The sequence below is a fragment of the Microvirga flavescens genome, from assembly GCF_003290125.1.
In the GTDB taxonomy this organism is placed as follows: Bacteria; Pseudomonadota; Alphaproteobacteria; order Rhizobiales; family Beijerinckiaceae; genus Microvirga; species Microvirga flavescens.
On sequence record NZ_QMKH01000001.1, the window covers coordinates 492,517 to 516,540 of the forward strand.

General features: G+C 61.2%; 10 protein-coding genes. 6 read left to right on the top strand and 4 right to left on the bottom strand.

All coding sequences use genetic code 11. The annotated features are described in order from the left end of the window. Nucleotides 1–36 precede the first annotated feature (36 nt). Nucleotides 37–4,260 carry a cadherin domain-containing protein gene (locus DQW91_RS02175; RefSeq protein WP_112661921.1) on the bottom strand — a complete coding sequence of 1,408 codons (4,224 nt, stop codon included), beginning with the start codon at nt 4,258–4,260 and terminating at the stop codon, nt 37–39. Nucleotides 4,261–4,326: 66 nt separating this feature from the next. After that, a complete protein-coding gene (locus DQW91_RS16930) occupies nt 4,327–15,609 on the bottom strand; it encodes a hypothetical protein (protein ID WP_281024000.1) in 11,283 nt (3,760 codons plus the stop codon). Nucleotides 15,610–15,669: 60 nt separating this feature from the next. Here DQW91_RS16930 and DQW91_RS16840 point away from each other — a divergent pair, with 60 nt between their 5' ends. Further along, on the top strand, nt 15,670–15,972 hold the full coding sequence (locus DQW91_RS16840) for a hypothetical protein (protein ID WP_198411753.1): 303 nt from the start codon (nt 15,670–15,672) through the stop codon (nt 15,970–15,972). 803 nt (nt 15,973–16,775) lie between these two features. On the opposite strand, the gene DQW91_RS17185 is transcribed toward DQW91_RS16840, so the two are convergent. Then, a complete protein-coding gene (locus DQW91_RS17185) occupies nt 16,776–18,113 on the bottom strand; it encodes a calcium-binding protein (protein ID WP_281024001.1) in 1,338 nt (445 codons plus the stop codon). Nucleotides 18,114–18,358: 245 nt separating this feature from the next. Here DQW91_RS17185 and DQW91_RS02285 point away from each other — a divergent pair, with 245 nt between their 5' ends. After that, complete coding sequence (locus DQW91_RS02285) at nt 18,359–18,865, top strand: GNAT family N-acetyltransferase (protein WP_112661923.1); 507 nt, start codon at nt 18,359–18,361, stop codon at nt 18,863–18,865. Nucleotides 18,866–19,048: 183 nt separating this feature from the next. Then, the gene (gene ppa / locus DQW91_RS02290; RefSeq protein ID WP_112661924.1) at nt 19,049–19,582 is read left to right on the top strand and encodes an inorganic diphosphatase; all 534 of its coding nucleotides are present in this window, start codon (nt 19,049–19,051) and stop codon (nt 19,580–19,582) included. Between the two features lie 74 nt (nt 19,583–19,656). On the opposite strand, the gene DQW91_RS02295 is transcribed toward ppa, so the two are convergent. Beyond that, nucleotides 19,657–20,910 carry a ubiquinone biosynthesis hydroxylase gene (locus DQW91_RS02295; protein WP_112661925.1) on the bottom strand — a complete coding sequence of 418 codons (1,254 nt, stop codon included), beginning with the start codon at nt 20,908–20,910 and terminating at the stop codon, nt 19,657–19,659. 269 nt (nt 20,911–21,179) lie between these two features. Here DQW91_RS02295 and tesB point away from each other — a divergent pair, with 269 nt between their 5' ends. From tesB to DQW91_RS02310, 3 genes are all read left to right on the top strand, one after another. Further along, nucleotides 21,180–22,037, top strand: a complete 858-nt coding sequence (gene tesB, locus DQW91_RS02300) for an acyl-CoA thioesterase II (protein ID WP_112662420.1) — start codon at nt 21,180–21,182, stop codon at nt 22,035–22,037. A 223-nt stretch (nt 22,038–22,260) separates the two neighbouring features. Continuing rightward, nucleotides 22,261–22,599: a P-II family nitrogen regulator gene (locus DQW91_RS02305; RefSeq protein ID WP_112661926.1), complete on the top strand. Its 339-nt coding sequence runs from the start codon at nt 22,261–22,263 to the stop codon at nt 22,597–22,599. Nucleotides 22,600–22,633: 34 nt separating this feature from the next. Continuing rightward, the gene (locus DQW91_RS02310) at nt 22,634–23,974 is read left to right on the top strand and encodes an ammonium transporter (RefSeq protein WP_112661927.1); all 1,341 of its coding nucleotides are present in this window, start codon (nt 22,634–22,636) and stop codon (nt 23,972–23,974) included. Nucleotides 23,975–24,024 lie beyond the last annotated feature (50 nt).

Genomic DNA, 24,024 nt, shown 5'->3' on the forward strand with positions numbered 1-24,024 from the left:
CCTGCCGGGGTTAAGAAGTGTGCAGTTATTTACTGCTTAGACGACAAAGAAGTGATCGGCGGTCAGCTTGAGATTCTTTTTAAGCTGAGCGATCTCGACGGCTTCTTTCTTACCTGAACCGTCCTGATCGTAGTACAGAATGCCCGACTGCTTATCGTATACGATGTAGTCGTTCTTGTCCTTGGCCTTCTTTCCGATCTTGAAGAAGTCCTTGTTCAGCGCCGCCGGAGCGTCTTCGGTACCCAACAAGCCGAGCTTCTTGAAGATCTTGTTGTCCAGCCAGATCACGTCGTCCGTGACCTTGAAGTCCTTGATCTCGTCAAAGTTCGTCTCCTTGTTGAGCTTCTTATTGAAGACGAACGTGTCACGGCCGGCACCGCCGTAGAGCTTGTCATTGCCTTCCTCGCCGTAGAGGAAGTCGTTGCCGGCATCGCCCTTCAGGACGTCATCGCCCTTGCCACCGTAGAGCCGGTCGATGCCAGCACCACCGGAGAGTTGGTCGTCGCCTCCCTCACCATAGAGCTTGTCGTCGCCGCCAAGACCCTTGAGCACGTCCTTGCCCGTCGAGGAGCCACCCTTAAGGATGTCGTCGAACGCGGTTCCGTTCAGCTTGTCATTGCCGGCCTTGCCGCGCTTGTTGAGCGTGACTTCGTCCACAATGTTGAGCGTAAAGGTCGAGGCCGGCCCGGGCAGGCCCGTCGCATCGGTCGCGACCACCGTGAAGGTGAGCGTCTTTGCGGCTTCGTAGTTGACCTCTGCCTTGAGAGTGAGTCGACCGCTTGCATCGACAGAGAGGTAGTTGGCTCCCTCACCAGTCAGAGCATAGGTGAGAGCGGTGCCCTCCGGATCGACTGCCGTGAGCGTACCGACATAGGTGCCCACTTTCGCATACTCGCTCACCGGTCCGGCGCTCAAGTTCACAACGCCCGGATTGTTGTTCGAGGGGACGTCTGCAGCGACGATAGTGAAGGTGTACGTCTCCTGATGTCTGAGAGTTTCGGTCCCTCTGTCATAGACGACGACATCCAGGTGCTTTTCGCCCGCGTCGCCCGCTTCGATATCCCTATTGACCGTGATGACACCGGTGGTGGCGTTGATCGTGAAGATGCCGTCCGTCAGCGTGCCATTGGCGAACCTGAACAGATTGTCTCTGTATCCGGGCTGCGCGTCCTGATCGTAGAAATCTGCATCGACAACCTGAGCCCCGGCTTTCGTCGCACCGGCCTTGACCGTGCGAGCGTCCAAGAAAGTGAGGTCCGACGGAGCGTCGTTCCGGTCAGTCAGGTTAATCGTGATGGCCTGAGTCGCGCTGTAGAGGCTACCGTCGAACGCCTTGACGTAGATCGTATAGGAAGCGGACGCCTCGTAATCGAGAACCCTGCCAGAGGCGACCTTGATCTGGCCACCGTCGATGACGAACAGGCCGCCGGCGTTGCCGCCGCCTGCAGCGGTGCTGTCGAAGATATAACCCGTAACGGCAACATCATCGTCCGCGCTCAGGGTGCCTTCATAGGCGGTGTTCTCGTTCAGCGTGAGAGCAGTGACACCATCCAGCTTCACATTTGTCGGCGCCGTGTTGGAGGCGGATCCGATGTTGAAGTTATAGGTCTTGGTGGTGGCCTTCGTCGTGTCGGCCGCGTCATAGGTCACGATCGAGAGCGTCACGCTACCCGTGGCCGTCACCGCACTCTTCGTCGTCACGACACCCGTGTCTTTGTCGATGACATAGTTTCCGGACTCGAGGGTGCCGTTCGAGAACATATACTTGTTGTTCCGGTAGGCGGTGTTCGTGTCCTGATCGACCGCCGCGGCCGTCACGACCGTCGTACCCGCACCGTCGCCGACCTTGATCCCGCTGCCGGTGAAGGTGATGTCATGCGGCGCGTCGTTGGCATCCGTCACGGTAATCGTGATCGCCTGCGTCGTGCTGTACTTGTCGCCGTCGTAGGCCTTCACATAGATCGTGTAGGTCGAGCCCGCCTCGTAATTGAGAACCCGGCCCGAGGCGATCTTGATCTGGCCGTTGTCGATGATGAACAGGCCACTGGCGTTGCCGCCGCCTGACGCCGTCGCATCGAAACTGTAGCTGAGCGAGCTGCCGGTCGGAAGGCCATCATCCGTCGCGCTCAACGTGCCGATGACAGTGTTGTTCTCCTCGATCGTCTTCGTGGTCGCGCTGTCCAGCTTGACGTTTGTCGGCGCCGTGTTGGCGGCGGCTCCGATATTGAAGGTGTAGGTCTTGGTGGTGGCCTTCGTCGTATCGCCCGCGTCATAGGTCACGATCGAGAGCGTCACGCTGCCCGTGGCCGACACCGAACCCTTTGTCGTCACGACACCCGTGTCTTTGTCGATGACATAGTTGCCGAACTCGAGGGTGCCGTTCGAGAACATGTACTTGTTGTTCCGGTAGGCGGTGTTCGTGTCCTGATCGACCGCCGCGGCCGTCACGACCGTCGTACCCGCACCGTCGCCGACCTTGATCCCACTGCCGGTGAAGGTGATGTCATGCGGCTTGTCGTTGGCATCCGTCACGGTGATCGTGATCGCCTGCGTCGTGCTGTACTTGTCGCCGTCGTAGGCCTTCACATAGATCGTGTAGGTCGAGCCCGCCTCGTAATCGAGAACTCTACCAGAGGCGATCTTGATCTGGCCGTTGTCGATGATGAACAGGCCACTGGCGTTGCCGCCGCCTGACGCCGTCGCATCGAAACTGTAGCTGAGCGAGCTGCCGGTCGGAAGGCCGTCATCCGTCGCGCTCAACGTGCCGATGACAGTGTTGTTCTCCTCGATCGTCTTCGTCGTCGCGCTGTCCAGCTTGACGCCTGTCGGCGCCGTGTTGGTCGCGGCTCCGATGTTGAAGGTGTAGTTCTTGGTGGTGCCCTTCGCCGTATCGCTCACGTCATAGGTCACGATCGAGAGCGTCACGCTACCCGTGGCCGTCACCGCACTCTTCGTCGTCACGACACCCGTGTCGGCGTCGATGACATAGTTGCCGAACTCGAGGGTGCCGTTCGAGAACATGTACTTGTTGTTCCGGTAGGCGGTATTCGTGTCCTGATCGACTGCCGCGGCCGTCACGACCGTCGTCCCCGCACCGTCGCCGACCTTGACCGCGCCGCCGGTGAAGGTGATGTCGTGCGGCTTGTCGTTGGCATCCGTCACGGTAATCGTGATCGCCTGCGTCGTGCTGTACAGGCTGCCGTCGTGGGCCCTCACATAGATGGTGTAGGTCGAGCCCGCCTCGTAATCGAGAACCCTGCCAGTGGCGATCTTGATCTGGCCGTTGTCGATGATGAACAGGCCACCGGCGTTGCCGCCGCCTGACGCTGTCGAATCGAAACTGTAGCTGAGCGAGCTGCCGGTCGGAAGGCCGTCATCCGTCGCGCTCAACGTACCGATGACAGTGTTGTTCTCTTCAATCGTCTTCGCGGTTCCGCTATCCAGCTTGACAGCCGTCGGCGCTGTATTCTTGTCCTTGATCGTGGTGACCACCTCCACCGCGTCGGTGTGCGTCGTCGCCGTATGCGACCCGTCCTTCACTGTGAAGCTGAACTTCGTCGTGAACGAACCCGAGCTGGCCGTCGAATTCGTCGGGTCGAACGTAAGGTTGTCGAAGAAGTTTTGCAGATCGAGCGCCTTGCCCGTCCATGTGACAGTGCGGATACCCGAGGAGGCGTTGTTGCTGACGAGCGTCACGCCCGTGCCGGTCAAGCTGCCCAGCGTGCCATCGATGTTGGCGAACGAGAGCGTAACCGTGAGCTCGTCGTTCTCCGTATCGCTAAGCGTCACGCCGCCGAACGGCTTGACCGCAGCCCCGTTGTCGTCCGCCGCAAAGCTCGTCGCTCCCGTGATCGAGAACGTCGGCGCCTCGTTCTCGTCGACGTCCTTGAGATAGGTCTGAATCGTGGCTTCATCGATGACGGCTCCGCTGACGCCGTCCACGCGCTCGATTCGGATGCCTTCATGCGTGGTCAGATCTTCCCAATTGAATCCGGTGCCATCCGCTACCGTCAGATACCATTTGCCTGTGACGCTGTCCTTCTCAAGGCCATAGCGACCACCGGCGTTCAGGGTTTCGCCCGCAAGAGTTCCAAAACGGAAGTAGGAATTTGCCGCGCCGATATCGTAATTCGTGATCTCAGCCAGCCTGAAGTTTGTCGGAACGTTTTCTTCGACCCAGAACGCTGTCGGATCACCAGGAACTTCCTCAAGGCCGTGTCCGTTTGCGACCAGAACATTCAGAATAATCTCGTAAGGCATTTGAAACTCCTAATACGATGTACCGTTGCTGTGTAGCCAGGGCGGGTGTCCGCCCTGGCTAGTTTGTTAAAGACCGCTGTAGATCCAGAAGTTGGCGTGGGTCAGATCCGGCCTTGAGGCGGGATCCAATGTCGCGAACAGAACGGCCGCTCTGTTCGTCGTGCCGTTACCGATGCCGTCCGCGTCATAGAACAGCTCGCCCGTTGCCTTGTTGTAGAGGATCTGAGCGCGAGCCAACGTTGCCGTTGTTCCCAGAACGAAGGCGTCCCGATCAAGCAACTTGTCTGCTTCGGCGGCCGTAAAGCCCGTGAAGCCGAACTGCCGGTTCAACCAGATCATATCGTTCTCGGCAGTGCCTGTTCCTACATGGAAGTCCTTGATCAGATCCTTGTTGGTCGTCGCATTCGGCGTCGACTGGAACTGGAAGACGTCGTTACCCTCGCCACCCGTTAGGGTGTCGTTGCCGCCGTTGCCCCTCAGGATGTCGTCGCCTTTGCCGCCCCGGAGATTATCGCCAAATGCGCCGCCGTAGATCTTGTCCGAAGTGTCCTTCTCGGACACCACCTCGACGAGGGCGTCTCGCAAGTTGATCCTGAGAGTGGTGATCGCAGAAGACAGGCCGCCCACTTTGTCTTCATGGGCCTGCACCTTGATGATGTGGAACTTCTCCTGTTCGAAATCGAGACCGATGCTCCGGTCAACCTTGATCAGCCAACGGCCCGTTCCGGCATCCTTCACCAGCTTGAATCGGCCCCCAGCGCTGTCTTCCAGCGTGAAGCGAAGTAGGTCGCCATCGACGTCTGTCGCTATTATTTCAGCGATCGTACTCTCGGAGGCCGTGTTCTCGCGAACCGCTGCCGTCGGCGTGCTGAGATTGAACCTCACATTACTCGGCGCAGTGTTGTCCGTCACCACATCCGGCATATGGCTGCCGTTTTCGAACAGCTCGATGCCGAGTGCGCGCAGGTCGTTTTTGTAGGCTTCGATGATGGCGTCGATTTCTGCCGCGGTCTTGCCGGGGTTGGCAAGTTCGAAGAGGCCGCGATGCAGGATGGCCTTGTCGGCGGTTCCGTAGAACGCTCCGTCGGTGCCGTTCATCTCGCCCGCGATGACATCGCTGAGATTGTAGATGTCATACACATCGTTTCCGGCGCCACCGTTGAGGGTGTGAGCGACGGAGGAGTCGCCGCCCGCGAGCGTGTCGGCCCATTGGGTGCCCTCGATCGAAGTCGCGAACTTGTTGCCGATCAGCCAGACGCCGTCCGCCTCACCGTCCGCGGCCCAGTCGACGCCGCCGTCCCCAAGGCTCACGAAATCGTGCGCCGCCTTGAGCACTTCGACGGACGCACCGCTCTTCAGACGGTACTTGCCGACATAGACTTCCGCCACGTCGTTCGTGCCTTCGCCGTCGAACTCGAACACCTCGTCGTCCGCGTGGCGGATCACATAGTGATCGTTGCCCGTGCCGCCGATATAGCGGCTCGCAGCGCCCGCGACTCCCAGCATGTTGAGGCCGCCGTCCAGGGTGTCGTTGCCGGCACCGCCGGAGAGCGTGTTGCCGAGGCCGTTGCCGGTGATGACGTTGTCGCTGCCATTGCCGAGAACGGTCATGCCGCCCAGCGTGCCGGCGCCCATCTCCAGCTTCTCGACCTCGTCCGCCAGCGTGTAGCTCATCACCGTCGTGCCGAACACGTCGCCGAACAGACGCACCGTATCGACGCCCTCGCCGGCATGCTCTTCGATGTCCACACCGTCGGTCCAGACCACGTAGGTATCGTTACCGCCGCCGCCGGCCAGGTGGTCGCGGTTGGTGTCGGACACCGGACCCGTCACGCCGCCGCCGTTGAGGACGTCATCATACTGACTGCCCACGATGGTGTTGGCGAGAACGTTGCCGGTCAGCGTGATGCCGGAGGTGACGGAGTCGCCCGCTTCCAGCGTCTCGATGCCGATCGTATCGCTCAAGGTGTAGTTGCCGACGAACACATAGGCCTTGTCGTCGCCGCCGCCCGGAAGCGTCGACTCGACGATGTGCTCGAGGCCGGTGCGGATGTAGTAGACATCGTTACCGTCGCCGCCATCGAGGATGTCGTTACCGGTACCGCCGTCCAGTGTGTCGTTTCCGGTGCCGCCGATCAGCGTATCGTCGCCTTCGTTGCCGACAATCGAGTCGTCGCCACCACCGCCATCAAGGCTATCGTTGCCAGGGCCGCCGACCAATGTGTCGTTGCCCTCGCCACCGTGAATGGTGTCGTTGTCCTCGCCGCCGATGAGGACGTCATCACCGTTGTTGCCTTCGATGGAGTCGTTGCCCTTACCGCCGTCGAGGGTGTCGTTACCATCGCCGCCGATCAGCGTGTCGTCACCGTCGCCGCCGGTCGCAGTATCGTCACCGCCACCGCCGACAATCGTGTCGTCGCCGCCACTACCGATGATTGTGTCGTTGCCGCCGCCGCCGATCAGCGTGTCGTTGCCAGGGCCGCCAACGAGAGTCGACCCGGGCGGAAGGCCCTCGATCTCGATGACGTTCTCGATGCCTTGCCCGTGGAGATAGGCGATGGCATCGGCAAGGGCGGAAGGCGTCTTGTAAAGACCCTTGTAGATGTACGCGGTATCCTGCGTATCGCCCGCCTCCGTCGTATCCTCACCGACGACCGTGTCGAGGGTGTTGTAGATGTAGTAGACGTCGTTGCCCTTACCGCCCTGCAGTTCGACGCCACGGTCAGCCGTGCCGCCGACCAGGGTGTCGGCATAATCGCCACCGATCTCGACCCGCGTGAACCGGTTGCCGGTGAGCTTGACGCCGGCATCCTCGCCCGCGCTGTTCTTGCCGGACGTGTAGCCCGCCCCAGCCTTGAGGATCTCGACCGCGGCTTCGAGCGCCGGACGGTACTCGGGCAGGAAGACCTCGACCGTATCCACATCGGCCGTGTCGGTGGAGAGCTCCACGATCACGTCGCCCACATGATGGACACGGTAGGTATCGTTGCCCGAACCGCCGACGAGACGGCTTGCCGAAACGCCACCGCTTTCGAGCGTATCGTTGCCGCCCCCGCCGTTGAGGGTATTAGCCGAACCATTGCCCTTGATGAAGTTGTCCTGGCCGTTGCCGGTCAAGGTCATCGCACCTGCGCCGGCGCCTGCTTCAAGGCTCTCGATACCGACATCGGCTCCGAGGACGAAGTTGTCGACGAAGATATAGGCCTTGTCGTTACCGCCGGTTGGATCGGTGGTTTCGACAACGGTGTCGCCTGCGCGGATGTAGTAGACGTCATCACCGTCGCCGCCGGCCAGCTGATCGTTGCCGACGCCGCCGTCGAGCGTATCGTTGCCGATGCCGCCAGAAAGCTGATCGTCACCCTCACCGCCGAAGAGCTTGTCGTCCCCGTCGCCGCCGTCGATGCTGTCCTTGCCGTCGCCACCGTCGATCGTGTCGTTACCGAGACCACCAAGGAGCGAGTCGTCGCCTGTTCCGCCGGAGATGTCGTCGTTGTCGGCGCCGCCGTCGATGGTGTCGTTGCCCGAACCGCCGCTCAGAATGTCGTCGCCGGCCTCGCCATAGATCTTGTCGTTGTCGGCTCCGCCGAAGAGCGTATCGTTGCTCTCACGACCCTCGATCGTGTCGTTGCCCTTGCCGCCATCATATTCGTCCGCGTCGGGCGTACCGATAAAGTGGTCGTCACCATCCGTGCCTATGCTCGGGTCGTGGGGCGGCAGGCCTGGGAGTTCGATGAACTTCTCGATGCCCATGGCCCTGAGACGAGCCTTCTGCGCATCCAGAGAGCCGGGAGCGGTATACTGCCCCAGATAGAGGACGGCGGTATCGTTCGTATCGCCGCCGTCGCCAATGATCTCCCCTTCAACGACGTCTTTCACGTTCGTGATGTAGTAGACATCGTCGCCGGCACCGCCGCGCAGGGTGTGCTCCACGTCACGCTCACCGCCATTCAGGGTGTCGGCGAAGTTACCGCCCTGCAGGACCTTGGTATAGCGGTTGCCGGTGAGATCGACGCCGGCGCTGGCGCCGCCGCGAAGCTCTTCGACCGCCACGCCCTTGGCGAGCTCGTACTTGGCGAAGTTGACCTCGACGATGTCCCAATCGGCATTGTCAGCGCTCTCAAAGACCTTGTCGTCCTTGTGGTTGAGGACGAACGTGTCGGCACCGCTGCCGCCGATGAGCTTGCTGGCCACCGTGCCGCCGCTGATGAGCAGATCGTTGCCCGCACCGCCATCGAGAGTGTTGCCGGAGGCATTGCCCTTGATCGTGTTGTTCGAGCCATTGCCGATCAGCATCATCTGGCCGGTCGAGCCGCTGGCGTCGAGATCTTCGACATAGTCCGACAGGGTGAACGCGCCGGTTGTGCCGCCGAACACGGCACCCTTCAGCACGACCTTGTCGTGGCCGCCGGCATCGCTGCCGTCGTCCTTGGTCTCGTCGATCACAACGCCGGCCTGCGTGACGATGTAAGTGTCGTCGCCGCCGCGGCCGCGCAGCACTTCCGTGCCCGTGCCCGCCGTTACGCCACCGCCGTCGAGGATGTCGTTGCCTTCGCCGCCGATCAGGGTGTTGGCGTAGATGTTGCCTGTCAGCTTGACGCCGCCAACCACGCTCGAGTGCACTTCCAGGGTCTCGATCCCGATCGTGTCGCTCAGCGCGTAGTCGTTGAGGAAAACGACGCCCTTGTCGGCTGTGCCGCCGCTCGGATCCGTGCTCTCCTCGATCACATCGTTCTTGTCGCGGATGTAATAGACGTCGTTGCCGTCGCCGCCGACCAGATGATCAACGCCCTCGGCGCCACCGTCGAGGGTGTCGTCGCCGGCATTGCCGTAAAGCCTATCGTTGCCGAGACCGCCGTTGAGCGAATCGTTGCCCGAACCACCTTCGAGCGAGTCATTGCCGTCACCGCCGTCGAGCATGTCGTCGTTCGCGCCGCCCTGGAGCGTGTCGTCGCCGTCGCCGCCATTGAGCTTGTCGTTGCCCGCGCCGCCGGAGAGCAGATCGTTGCCGAGACCGCCGACCAGCACATCGTTGCCGTCACCGCCATCGAGCACGTCTTCGCCGTTGCCGCCGTCGAGCGTGTCGTTGCCGATGCCGCCGAGGAGCGAGTCATCGCCCGCGCCGCCGAGGAGCTTGTCATCCCCGTTGCCGCCATCGATGGAATCCTTGTCGTCGCCGCCGTCGATGGTGTCGTTGCCGAGACCGCCGAGGAGCGAGTCGTCGCCTGTACCGCCAGTGATGTCGTCGTTGTCGTCGCCACCGTCGATGGTGTCGTTGCCCGAACCGCCGCTCAGGATGTCATCGCCGGCACCGCCATAGATCTGGTCATTGTCCGCGCCGCCGATGAGCGTATCGCTGCTTGCCTGACCCGAAATATGGTCATTGCCCTTGCCACCATCATAAACGTCGGGATCCGGCGTACCTTCGAAGGTGTCGTCGTAATCCGTTCCGACAGTAGAATCGTCCGGGGGCAGGCCGGGGAGTTCGATGAAGTTCTCGATACCCATGGCCCTGAGACGGGCCTTCTGCGCATCCAGAGAGCCGGGAGCGGTATACTGCCCCAGATAAAGGACGGCTGTATCGCCGGTATCTTCACCTGCGCCGATGATCTCGTCTCTGATCTCATCGTTCACGTTGACGATGTAGTACGTGTCGTTGCCGGCACCGCCACGATAGGTGTGAACGACACTCGCCGCGCTGCCATTCAGGGTGTCATCGAAATCGCCACCCTGCAGGACCTTGGTATAGTGATTACCCTTCAGCTCGACGCCGGCGCGTGCGCCGCCGCGAAGCTCCTCAACCGCGATACCGCTTGCAAGCGTGTAGTTGGCGAAGTTGACCTCGACGATATCCCAACCGGCATCGTCAGCGCTCTCAAAGACCTTGTCGTCCTTGTGGTTGAGGACGAACACGTCGTTGCCGCTGCCGCCGATGAGCTTGCTGGCCACCGTGCCGCCGCTGATGAGCACGTCATTGCCCGCGCCACCGTCCAGAGTGTTGCCGGAGGCATTACCCTTGATCGTGTTGTTCGAGCCATTGCCGATCAGCATCATCTGGCCGGTCGAGCCGCTGGCGTCGAGATCTTCGACATAATCCGACAGGGTGAACGCGCCGGTTGTGCCGCCGAACACGGCACCCTTCAGCACGACCTTGTCGTGGCCGCCGGCATCGCTGCCGTCATCCTTGGTCTCGTCGACCACAACGCCGGCCTGCGTGACGATGTAGGTGTCGTCGCCACCGCGGCCGCGCAGCACTTCCGTGCCCGTGCCGGCCGTCACGCCGCCGCCGTCGAGAGTATCGTTGTCACCGCTACCGATCAGGGTATTGGCGTAGATGTTGCCGGTCAGCTTGACGCCGCCGACCACGCTCGAGTGCGCTTCCAGGATCTCGATCCCGATCGTGTCGCTCAACGTGTAGTCATTGAAGAAAATGACGCCCTTGTCGGCGGTGCCGCCGCTCGGATCCGTGCTCTCTTCGATGACGTCGATGGTGTCGCGGATGTAGTAGACGTCGTTGCCCTCGCCACCGACCAGCTTGTCTTGAGGCGAAGAAGCACCAAGGGGTAAGGGATCAATACCGCCGTCAAGGGTGTCGTCACCGGCATTGCCGTAGAGCGTATCGCTGTCCGCACCGCCATTGAGCGAGTCGTTGCCCGAACCACCCTCGAGCAGGTCTTCTCCGGAACCGCCCAGAAGCGTGTCGTCGTTCGCGCCGCCCCGGAGCGTGTCGTTGCCGTCGCCTCCGTCGAGCTTGTCGTTGCCCGCACCACCGTCGAGCAGATCGTTGCCGCCGCCGCCGAGCAACACATCGTTGCCATCGTTGCCTTCGAGAATGTCGTCGTCGTCGCCGCCGTCGATGGTGTCGTTACCGGTACCGCCGAGCAGCGAGTCGTTGCCGGTGCCGCCGAAGATCTCATCATGGTCCGCACCGCCGTCGATGGTGTCATCGCCGGAATTGCCGCTCAGCCTGTCGTCGCCAGCCTCGCCATAAATCTTGTCGTTGTCGGCGCCGCCCGCGAGCGTGTCGCCGCTTTCGCGGCCCCAGATCGTGTCGTCGCCGCCAAGACCGTCATAAGTGTCGGAATCCGGCGTACCTTCCCAGTAATCGTTGCCGCTTGTGCCGACAGTGGAATCCGGAGGCACTCCGTCGATGACTTCGAAGAGCTCGATGCCCATGCCACGCAGGCGAGTTTTGGCATTCTCGATCTTCGTCGCGTCGTTGTCGTAAAGCCCCTTATAAAGAATTGCCTTGTCTGCCGTATCGCCGCCAGCGCCGATGATTTCGCCAATAACCTCATCGTCAACATGGGTGATGTAGTAAACGTCGTTCCCGGCGCCGCCTTCAAGACTGTGCTTCTGGGTTGCGCCGCCGCCGTTCAGCGTATCGGCGTACTTCGTGCCGACCACCCGCTTGGTGTAAGTGTTACCCTTGAGATTGATGCCGAGGACTTCGCTCGTGATGGTGTCTTCGCCGGAGCGGAAATCCTCATGAAGGGCACGCAACTCTTCAACGGCGCTTGCGCCAGAGAGGGTATAGCGGCTGACATTGATTTCAGCGATATCCCAACCGCTGTCGTCGGAGCTGTCAAAGATCCGATCCTGCAGATGGTTAACGATGTAGCGATCGTTTCCACCGCCGCCGATGAGGACGCTGCTCTTGCCGCCGCCACTGTACAAGATGTCGTCGCCGGCGCCGCCGTCGAGCGTATTCCCCGACGTGTTGCCCCAGATCACGTTGTCGCTGGCATTACCGATGAGCATCATCTCGCCGGTCGAGCCGCTGGCATCGAGAGCCTCGACGCGTTCGGCAAGATTGTAGATTCCGCGTGAGCCGCCGAAGACGTCGCCCTTGAGAAGGACGATATCGTAACCGCCCGCGTCGCCGGATCCATCAGCCTTCGTCTCGTCGATCTCGATACCCGCATGCGTGACGATATAGGTGTCGTTACCGCCGCGCCCGCGCAACACTTCGTTGCCGGAGCCCGCGGTGACGCCGCTTCCATCGAGGGTGTCGTTACCCTCGCCGCCGATCAGGGTGTTGGCGAACTTGTTGCCGGTCAGTTCGACCCCGAAGGTCACACCTTCACCAACTTCGAGTGTCTCGATGCCGATGGAATCATCGAGCTTGTACTTGTTGAGGAAGATGTAAGCCTTGTCTGCCGTACCGGAGGCCGGGTCCGTGCTTTCCTCGATGACGTCGATGGTGTCGCGGATGTAGTAGACGTCATTGCCGTCGCCACCGCGCAGGATGTCGATCGCGTCGGTGCTGCCACCGTCCAGGGTATCGTCGCCGACGCCGCCGTTCAGCGTGTCGCTGTCGGCGCCGCCGTTGAGCTTGTCGTTGCCCGAGCCGCCGTTGAGGGTGTCATGGCCGGCGTCGCCCCAGAGCACGTCGTCATGGTTGCGGCCGTCGATCTCGTCGTCGCCGTCGCCGCCATAGATGGTGTCGTTGCCGTCGCCGCCGTCGACAATGTCATTGCCGCTGCCGGCATCGATGCTGTCGTTGCCGCCACCGCCGTAAATCTTGTCGTTGTCGGCGCCGCCGTTGAGAGAATCATCGCCGCCAAGACCGTCGATCGTGTCGTTACCCTTGCCGCCGTAGAGGGTGTCGTTACCTTCGCCGCCGCGCAGGGAATCGTCGCCATCGGTGCCATCGAGCTTGAAGATGATGTTCTCGATGTTCTTGAGCAGGCTGGTGTCGTATTCGGACACGGTGATGATGGCCGTATCCCAACCTTCGCCGGTCCCGTTATATTCGATCGCCCGGTCGGTGTGGTTGCGGATCCAGTAAGTGTCGTTACCGAGGCCGCCGACCATCGTGTCAGCCGCCGGATCCAGGGATTCGATACCGCCGTCGAGCGTGTCGTCGCCCACGGCCCCCACGATGGAGTTCGCGAAGGCGTTACCCACCATGTGGAAATGGCGGGTGCTGCCTGGAGCAGTATCGATCCGCGCCTTGAAGGTGCGGACATTGACGTTCATGTCAAGAGCGTAGCTCACCGACGTGATGACGGTGTTGGTGTTGTTCTCGCTGGTGTTGTCGTCGACGATTCTCGTGTTCGAATCGTCGATGTAATAGACGTCGTTACCTGCGCCGCCGATAAGAAGGTCAGCTTTGCCCGCGGGGGCGCCGCCGCCGTTCAGGGTGTCGTTGCCGGCGCCACCGTAAATGGTGTTGGAATATTTATTACCCGTCAGGATCTGGCCGCTGCCGAGCTCACCACGAATGGTCTCGATCTCGACATCGTCCGAGACCTTGTATTCGCTGGAATAGACGTGCACCTCGTCATAGCCGGACGAGTCGATGATCGAATCCTGCTTGGCATAGACGTAGTAATTGTCGTCACCATCGCCGCCATCGAGCGTGTCGCCGCGCATCTCACCCTTGACGAGGCGATTCTCCATGCCACTGGAGAGATGATCCTTGTTTTTTCCGCCGACGATCAGCTGCGCGTAGTCATTACCAGTCAGACTGATGGGCGATTCCAAGTCATAGGCACGCAGTTCTTCGATCGAAACATCGCGCTCGAGAGTGTACGATTCGGTTGCGAAAACCACATCACGAGTACTGTTCGCGTCATCGATTTCGATGATCTTGTCGGCGCCGTCGACAAAGTAGACATCATTGCCGGTGCCACCGATGAGCATATCCTTGCCAGCGAAGCCGTAGAGAGTATCGTCGCCGACTCCGCCTTCAAGCTTATCGTCGCCGTCATGACCCTTCATGATGTTGTTGAGGTCATTGCCGATGAAGTGATAGCCCGCGTTTGTGGTGTTACCCTGAGCCTCGATGATCTCGACGCCAGCGGCATTGGTCTTCATGTTGAACACGAGGCCGGTAGCGATCCGCGTTCCATCCGCCGCTATGGTGGCCGTCAGAATCCGGTCCGCATTACCTTCCGTGTCGACAATTACATCGCCTGAGCTGTCGACAATGTAGGTATCGTTGCCCTGGCGACCCTCCATCCTGTCGGCGCCCGCACCGCCATCGATAGTGTTGTCGACATGAGTTCCACGCAAAGTGTCGTCGAACTTGGAGCCAACGATGTTTTCGATGGCATTATCCCAGTTGGGATCGAATATATCTCCTTCGGCATGCCCGCCCCTGGCGATCAGATCTCGAAGATCGACCTCGACTGCAGCATCGGAATTCTTGTAGGTGACCGTATCGATGCCACCGCCGCCGGACAGGTAATCCTTGCCCGCGCCGCCATCGAGGGTGTCATTACCCTCGCCGCCATAGAGCGCGTCGTCGCCGTCGTTGCCTTCCAGTGTATCGTCACCGAAGTAGCCATAGAACTCGTCGCGAGCGCCGATCAGATTGGAGTTTCCGCTGCTCCGGCCGATCATCCTGTCGCCAAATGCGGAGCCCTCGATCGCGATCGATCCATCGGTATCCCAGTAAACATCACCCTTGGCGTCACCTGTGCTCTTGCTCGTGTCGGACATATTGATCGTAAGTCCGGTCCCGCCACCGATCGCAGCATGATCCCTATAGGTGACTAGATCCCAACCTGAACCACCGCTGTACAGGTCCGCACCTGCGTCGCCGAAGAAGGTATCTTGGCCCTCCTCACCCTCGAGGGTGTCATCACCGGCACCGCCCTTAAAAGCGTCGTTACCCCGGCCACCGATAAGGAAATCGTTACCGGTTCCGCCCAGCAACGAGTCATTGCCATCATGCCCATAGATCCTGTCGTTGCCGGCCCCGCCATCGAGCGTGTCGCCGAGAAGCGTTCCGCCGAATTGCGTGTTGATGATGCCGTTGGCGTCGATGGATTTGTTCAGACCAACAGTGGCCCCGTCGGCCAGACGGTTGTCGGCGATGGCTTCGTGCAAGACATTCGAAGCGTCTCTCCACGTGATGGAATGACGCCCATCCGAGAGCATCTCGATCCGGAGATTGCTGACAGCGCCAGACCCGATCAGCTTGTGAGCAGAAACACCTGTGGGGTAATCGCCCGGAGGCCATGCAGTCGCGACATAGACCTGCCCCCCACTGATCCAGGTTACGACTGTGGCTTCATCTCCCTGCGAGGACTTTGCGAGAGCAACCTGCGAAACATTGTATGGCGCACCCCGGTTGAAAATCGCAGTGACGCCGCCGCGTTGCGTCAATCCATCGAAAAACCAGACGTAGAGTCGATCGTTCTCAGTCTCAGACTCGCCAATCACGGCCATCGCCCAGGTGTTGCCCTTCACGCCAACAGCAGCGACCCCGTTCGGATCTTTAACAGCACCCCAATCGTAACTGAATCCAAGAATCTTCGACTGAACCTCGTCCGAGCCCTTCGTACGAAGATAGACCTTGACATACGCTCCATTCGAATCGGTATCGACACCGAGGGACACATATTGGTTACCCGCCAGATCCGCGGTGGCGTGGCTATCCGACCCAGACTCGGAACCAATTTGGATCTGCGCGGTATTGGGGTTCAGGTCACTGCCATACGCAGCGGAATATGTGGTCCAACGGGTTGGCGCCCCTACGGTGCCAGAAGTGTACTGCCGAACGCCAGAAAAGCTAAAACCACCCTCTTCCAAAGCCTGCATCTTGACATCGGTGACGACATTCCTCCCGCCGATGTAAGGTGGAGTGGCAAAGCCGAAGTCTTTAATTTTCGTAAGACTTTGGCTTATCTGCGTAAATCTATGCTGGTCACCATTATTCCAACTGTTATGCAGAACAAAATCTCCGTTCGCCAACTGAATTAAATCCAGCTTCTGCGCAATGACTGTATCTACAAAGACAATTCCTGATATGGGGGTGCCGTCGGCATTCAGATACTGAAGCTTGACTCCCGCGACCTCCACGTCTGACCAGGCACTCAGATAGCGACCGTCCTTGAGAGCAACGAGAGCATAGGTGTCCCTCGCACGCGTCGGCGTCGCCGGACCTAACGCCCTCCCGTAATTCCACACCAAGGGAGTATTCGGCGTGAGGGTCCCCGCGAGGGTTTGCTCGGTCCCAGTCGAGGCGTTTGAACCAACCTCATTACCCAGATCAACGGTCTTAGCCATGACACTCCCCCCAACATGGGACAAACAATACGTTACCTCGTAACATCGCACGTAACGTTATTTAGTCAAGAGAGCGTGACGCTAGGCGACGCTTCCGCGTTGGGCGGGAAAGGCGATGAGGCAGCGTTTTCTCGAATGATTCTTCCTCTAAGAGAGCGTAAAAATATGACATTCTCTGTACGCATAAAATCAATCGATAATCAAAACTGCCAAATTCGTAACTCTAAAGAAAGTTAATACGTCAGTATAAAGTAGTTTTAGTTTAGAAAAATCGAAATGAAATTCATTTCATGATTTTTATATTATTGAAATCTCTCAAATTTGCGAGAATTACTAAAAGAAAGCGTCTCCGCCGATCCTTAAAAATCTTAACCCTGAAACAGATTCTTGCGATCCCGATCGGGCGAAGGCACCGCGCCCTGAATTTGAGCCCCACACCCAATAAAAAAGGGCCGCTTGTGCGGCCCTTCCGGTCGGCGTGGCGACGTCTCTTCGCCTCAAATGACGTAGAAATCCTTGTAGGTCATTTTCAGGTTCTTTTTCAGGACCGCGATCAGAACGGCGGGCTTGGCCCCAGTGCCGTCCGGATCGTAATAGAGCTTGCCGCTCTTTTTGTTGTAGAGGATCCGATCCGTATCGTCCTGGGCCGCCGATCCGAGATTAAACATGTCCTTGGACAATTGCACCGGCTTGGTCGGCCTGCCCTTTTTGCCCACGTTGAAGATGGCGTTTTCCAGAAAGATGGAATCGTCGCGGACGTTGAAGTCGGTGATCTTGTCGACATTCGTCCGCTTGTTCGGGCGCGTGTTGAACACGAAAACATCGGCCCCGCGATCCGAACCGGCGGTATCGCCGGTCAGCACGTCCTTTCCGGCCCCACCGTAAAGCGTATCGGAGCCTGAACCGCCGAGGATCGTGTCGTTGCCCGCATCGCCATAGAGCTTGTCATGACCGGTGCCGCCGGAGAGGCTGTCGTTGCCCGCTCCGCCCATGATGGTATCGGTGCTCTTGCCGCCGATGATGGTATTGGCAAAGGCGTTACCCGTGAGGATGAGCCCTTTGGAGACCTGTGCGAAGGCCTCGAGATTCTCAAGCACGCCGCTCAGGGTGTAGTTGACCGATGTGATGACCTTGTCGGTGCCCTGGTTCTCGAGCTCATAAACGACATCCGCCGCATCATCCACGCGGTAAACGTCGTCTCCCAGACCGCCGATCAGCAGGTCCGCCCCGCCGCCGCCGTCGAGCGTATCGGCATGAACGCCGCCGACGATCGTGTTGGCGTACTTGTTGCCCGTGAGCTTCTGTCCGAACCCGAGCCCGTCTGCCGCTCGCAACATCTCGATCGAGGCGGAATCCGTCAGGCCGTATTCGGCGATGAAGATGACGGCGGTGTCGAAGCCCTGGCCTGCTTCCTCGGCTATCGTGGAGCGGTCGCGGATGTAGTAGAGATCATCGCCCAGGCCGCCTGACAGATAGTCGAGCCCGGTTCCGCCATCCAGCGTATCGTCGCCGCTGTTGCCGAACATGAGGTCGCTACCCTCGCCGCCGATGAGGTAATCGTTGCCGCTGCCGCCGATGAGCTCGTCGTCGCCCGCACCGCCGTCGAGGTAATCGTCGCCCTCCTCGCCGTTCAGATCGTCGTCGCCCCTACCACCGTAAAACGTATCGTTGCCGCCGCCGCCGAAGGCGATATCGTTGCCCTCGCCTCCCTCGAAGGTGTTCGCGCCGGAATCCCCTGTGTAGGTAACGCCAGCCACGAGCGGCGCGATCACAAGAATGCGGGGATCCGAGAAAACATCTGTCTTGACCAGGGATTTTGAAGCAGGGCGAAACAAGACACTCTCCTTGAGATTTCGACACAATCGATATGTTACTACATATCTCTTACTTAAGGTGAGGTTCTCCGATCAAGACCTTTTTCCGGGCGGTGCCCCTTACGCTTTGCGTCATTTTGCCAGATGCGGGGGGCAAGGCGTTCTGGTTCAATGGTCTGGCTTCGGCGAGGCGGGGGCGGCAACGCAACGGCAGGGTCTTCGGCGGAAGCTTCATCGACGTTCCAGCAAGGCCACCGAACCGCGCCATGAGCGATCTTCTCGTCAGCATCCGCCACGCCAGAGCCGAGGACGCCGACGCCTTGTCGAAGGTGTTCGACGCCGCCTGGCAGGAATCCTATCAGGGCATCATCCCCGGCGTTGCATTGACCAAGATGCTGCAGCGGCGTTCGCCGCGCTGGTGGCGTTCCGCCCTCTCGCGGGGGCGGTCCCTGGTGGTGCTCGACATCGGCCAGGGCATCGCGGGCTATGTTTCTTATGGCCGCTGCCGCGACAGAGCCCTGCCCGCCGATGGTGAGATCGACGAGTTCTACCTGCTTCCCGAATACCAGGGTCTCGGCTTTGGCCGCCGCCTGTTCAATGCCGTGCGCAACGACCTGCGCGACGGGGGAATGCAGAGGATCGCGGTCTGGGCGCTGGCCGAGAACGAACGCGCCCGCGCGTTCTACCGGGCGCTAGGTGGACGCCGGATCGCCGAGACCGAGGAGCGCATCGGCGGCGTGCCGCTCACGAAAGTCGCCTATCTCTTCCGCTGAGCCGTTTTCGCTTCTTGTTGCGCGGCCTCTCTCCGGCTAGAGCATGCAGCCGACAAGCCAAGCTTTCCTTCAGACGCGGCACGCCCATTGCAATGGGCCGATCGACTTTTATGCGGTTGGGTCATTCCACCCAGCCGCAGGTTGATCTAGTGAAGCGTCCAGCTTTTAAACGGAGACTATCTGATGCGCCTTGACGCGATCTCGATTGGAAAAAATGCGCCCGACGACGTGAACGTCATCATCGAAGTGCCGATCGGCGGCGAGCCGATCAAGTATGAGATGGACAAGGATTCCGGTGCGCTGTTCGTCGACCGCTTCCTCTACACCTCCATGCGCTATCCGGGGAACTACGGCTTCATTCCGCACACCCTCTCCGGCGACGGCGACCCGTGCGACGTGCTCATCGCCAACACCCGCGCCATCGCGCCGGGCGCGGTCATCAACGTGCGCCCCGTCGGCGTGCTTGTGATGGAGGACGACGGCGGCGAGGACGAGAAGATCATCGCCGTGCCGTCGAGCAAGCTGACCCAGCGCTACGACCGCGTGGAGAATTACAAGGACCTGCCCGAGATCACTCTCAAGCAGATCGAGCACTTCTTCGAGCACTACAAGGATCTGGAGCCCGGCAAGTGGGTGAAGATCATCCGCTGGGATGACGCGGCCGCCGCCAAGCGCCTCATTGTCGAAGGCATCGAGCGCGCCAAGAAGGCGAAGTAAGCTTCGCTCTCCCGAGACGAGAATGGCCGGCTTTGCCGGCCATTTTTTTGTGCCGTTCCCGGCAGCGTTGAGATTTAGAGCGTCTCGCCTCGCAACAACCGCGGCCCCTCGCGGCCCGCGAGGCCCGCCGCCTCGCGGATGAAGAAGCGCTTGAGCCCCGGCATGCGGTCGACGAGGCCAAGGCCGAGATCGCGCATCAGGCGCACCGGCAGGAAATCGTTCGAGAACAGCTTGTTCAATCCGTCGGTCATCGCGCCCATCGCGGTCACCTCCGTGCGCCTTGCGCGCTCGTACCCGTCAAGCACGTCGGCGCTGCCGGGATCGAGGCCGATCCGCATGGCGTCCACGATAGTCTCCGCGAGGGCCGCCACGTCGTGCAGGCCGAGGTTGAGCCCCTGTCCGGCAATCGGATGGATGAGATGCGCCGCATCGCCCAGAAGTGCGAGGCGGTCCGCGACGAAGGTGCGGGCAACGCCGAAGGCGAGCGGAAAGGCCTGCGGCTTCGTGTCGAAGGCGATGCGCCCCAACTGCAGGCCAAAGCGCCGCTCCAGCTCCTGCAGCAAATCCTCTCCATCGAGGGAGAGAAGATCCGGCACCGCATCGCTGCGCTCCGTCCAGACGATGGAGGAGCGGTAAGGCAGGGCCTCGCCGGGTGTCGCCTCGTGCTTCAGGGGCAGGATCGCAAAGGGGCCGGAGGGCAAAAAGTGCTCGACGGCGCGGCCTTCGTGATCGCGCTCATGGGCGATGGTGGCGACGATGCCGGATTGCTTGTAGGGCCAGAAGATCCAACTGATGCCCGCAAGCTCCCTGAGGCGCGAGCGCGCCCCGTCGGCAGCAACGAGCAGCGCGGCCTCGAGCGGCGCGCCGCCAGACGTCGTGACCGCGATGGCTGCCGGACCCGGTTTGAAGCCCGTGACGCCCTCCGGGCGCAAGGTCACGCCCGTGGCCTTGCAGGCTTCCATGAGGGTCGCGGTCAGTTCTCCGGCGGCGAGCATGTGCGCGAAAGGTTCGCCCTCCGTCACATCCCCCGCGAAGGTGAGGAAGACCGGGCGCACCGCGTCCTGCAAGCGGCTGTCGGTGACGATCATGTCGAGGATCGGCTGCGCCTTCGGCTCGACCTCCCCCCACACGCCGAGGGATTGCAGCATCCGCCGCGCCGCGGCAGCGATGGCATAGGCGCGCTTGTCGCCATGCGGGTCCCGCTTCAGGGCCGGATCGTAAACCGCGACATCGATTCCCTCCGCCAACGCGCGCTTGAGCGCAAGGGCAAGGCTGAGGCCCGCAAGGCCCCCGCCGGCAATGACGATCCGTGGCACGGTCCCGCTCATGACGTTCTCTCCTGATCGCGCTTGAAGTCTTATTACCGTGTCTCTCTGAAACACAATCAGACTCCAGTCTCCCGTATTTGCCCGGTGTTCCCCACCTGCGCGGCAGCGTCAAGCTTGACCTTCACCCGAGCCTCCGGGATGGATGGGACCTTACTTAGAATCTGACCATGTCTCTTTGAAACACGATCAGTCTCTCGATTCCTTTATTGCCGCATGATCTAAGGCGAACAACCCCACTTGTTCTGATCATGCTCCAGGGACAAAGCCTCATGTCGCGCGCCGTTTCCGAACTTCTCGATACCCTCGACCTCGAATACCTGGAGCACAACCTGTTTCGCGGCCGCTCCCCGCAGGTCGGCTGGCAGCGGGTCTTCGGCGGGCAGGTGATCGGGCAGGCGCTCGTCGCCGCGAGCCGCACGGTGGAGGGCCGCCACCCGCATTCGCTGCACGGCTACTTCATGCTGCCGGGCGACCCGAGAGTGCCGATCATCTACGAGGTCGACCGCATTCGCGACGGGCGCAGCTTCACCACCCGCCGGGTGGTGGCGATCCAGCACGGCCAGGCGATCTTTTCCATGTCGGCGAGCTTCCAGGTGGAGGAGGAAGGCTTCTCGCACCAGATGCCGATGCCGAAGGTCCCCATGCCGGAAGAACTCCCGAGCGAAGAGGAGATCAAGGCCGACGTCGTGCCGTTCATGCCGGAGCCCATGCGCACCTATTACCAGCGTGAACGGCCCATCGAGATGCGCCCGGTGGAACTCAACCGCTACACCTCGAACGATCCGATGGCGCCGCAGTTCCGTGTCTGGATTCGCGCCACAGGCCCGCTGCCGGACGATCTGGCGATCCATCAGTCGGTGCTGGCCTATGCCTCCGACATGACTCTTCTCGACACCTCCCTCGTGCCGCACGGGCGCACGGTCTTCGATCCGGCGATCCAGGCCGCGAGCCTCGACCATGCCCTGTGGTTCCACCGGCCCTTCCGCGCCGATGAGTGGCTGCTTTATGCGCAGGACACGCCGAACGCCTCCGGGGCGCGTGGCTTCTCCCGTGGCCTGATCTTCAAGCGGGACGGCACCCTCGTCGCCTCCGTGGCGCAGGAAGGCTTGATCCGCGACCGCGCCTGAGCTGAAACGCCTGCCTAAAATTTAAGCAATCTGCCCGATACGGCGGATTTCGAGGCTGCCTTCTCAAGAGGCAGCCTTTTTGAATCGTGCTCCGGCCCCACTCCGGCCCCACTTGGCACGGTTCTTGAATAACCCCTCGCGACACCCGCGCCGACCGGCTCGGGTTCTGGAGCGAAACCGTCGCCCGGCAGAGAGCCGGCGACCTCACAGGGGGGCTAAACCCATGAAAATCGTGATGGCGGTCATCAAGCCGTTCAAGCTGGAGGAGGTGCGCGATGCGCTCACCGCCCTGGGCGTGCACGGCCTCACCGTGACCGAGGTAAAGGGCTATGGCCGGCAGAAAGGCCATACGGAAATCTATCGCGGCGCGGAATACGCCGTGAGCTTCCTGCCGAAGCTCAAGATCGAGGTGGCCGTTGCCTCCGATCTCGTGCCGCAAGTGGTGGAGGCGATCACCGCCGCCGCCCGCACCGGCCAGATCGGCGACGGCAAGATCTTCGTCACCTCCCTCGAAAAAGTGGTCCGCATCCGCACCGGCGAAACCGACGCCGATGCCCTTTGATCTCGATCAGCCAAGATTGTGGAGTTTTAACCCGATGAACTTTCGTTCCCTTCGTACCGGCCTGACCGCCTTCGGCGCGGCCGGCCTGGCCCTGATGGCCACCGTCCCGGCTTTGGCTCAGGACGCGGCGCCCACCGTCAACAAGGGCGACACCACCTGGATGCTTGTCTCGACCATCCTCGTGATCCTCATGACGATCCCGGGCCTTGCCCTGTTCTATGGCGGCCTCGTGCGCACCAAGAACATGCTGTCCGTGCTGATGCAGGTGTTCTCGATCTTCTGCCTGGTCGCGATCCTGTGGGCCTTCTACGGCTATTCGCTGACCTTCACCTCCGGCGCCGGTAGCCTCGCCCCCTTCATCGGCGGCTTCTCCAAGGCCTTCCTCGCCGGCGTGACGAGCGAGACCCTGTCGGATACCTTCACCAAGGGTGTGGCCATTCCGGAATTCACCTTCCTGGCCTTCCAGCTGACCTTCGCGGCCATCACGCCCGCGCTGATCGTCGGCGCCTATGCGGAGCGCATCAAGTTCAGCGCCGTGCTGCTCTTCACGGCCCTGTGGGTGACCTTCATCTACTTCCCCATCGCGCACATGGTGTGGTTCTCCGAGGGCTACCTCTTCGGCCTCGGTGCTCTCGACTTCGCGGGCGGCACGGTCGTTCACATCAACTCGGGCGTCGCCGGCCTGATCGGCGCGCTGATCGTCGGCAAGCGCATCGGCTACGGCAAGGACCTGCTCGCCCCGCACTCCCTGACGCTGACCTTCGTCGGCGCCTGCCTGCTGTGGGTCGGCTGGTTCGGCTTCAATGCCGGTTCGAACCTGGAAGCCACCGGCGGTGCGGCTCTCGCCCTCATCAACACCATCCTCGCCCCGGCGGCGGCGGGTCTGGCCTGGATGATCGCGGAAGCGCTCGGCAAGGGTAAGGCTTCGCTCCTCGGCGCGGCTTCGGGCGTCGTCGCGGGCCTCGTAGCGATCACCCCCGCCGCCGGCCTTGCCGGTCCGATGGGCTCCATCGTCCTCGGCCTTGCGGCGGGCGTGGTCTGCTACATCGCGGTGACGGGCGTGAAGAACGCGCTGGGCTATGACGACGCCCTCGACGTGTTCGGCATCCACGGCGTCGGCGGCATCCTCGGCGCCATCGGCACCGGCGTGGTCGCGGCTCCCTCCCTCGGCGGCTACGGCGTCGGCGAGTACTCGATCAGCGGCCAGGTCTGGACGCAGATCATCGCCGTCGTCGTCACCCTGGTGTGGACGGGCATCGGCTCCGCCATCCTGTTCAAGCTGGTCGACCTGATCGTCGGCCTGCGCGTCACGCAGGAAGCCGAGCGCGAAGGCCTCGACCTCGCCGATCACGGCGAACGCGCCTACAACTACTGAGAATCGGCCCTCCCCCTCGCGGGGAGGGACACACAGCTCAAAACGAAGCC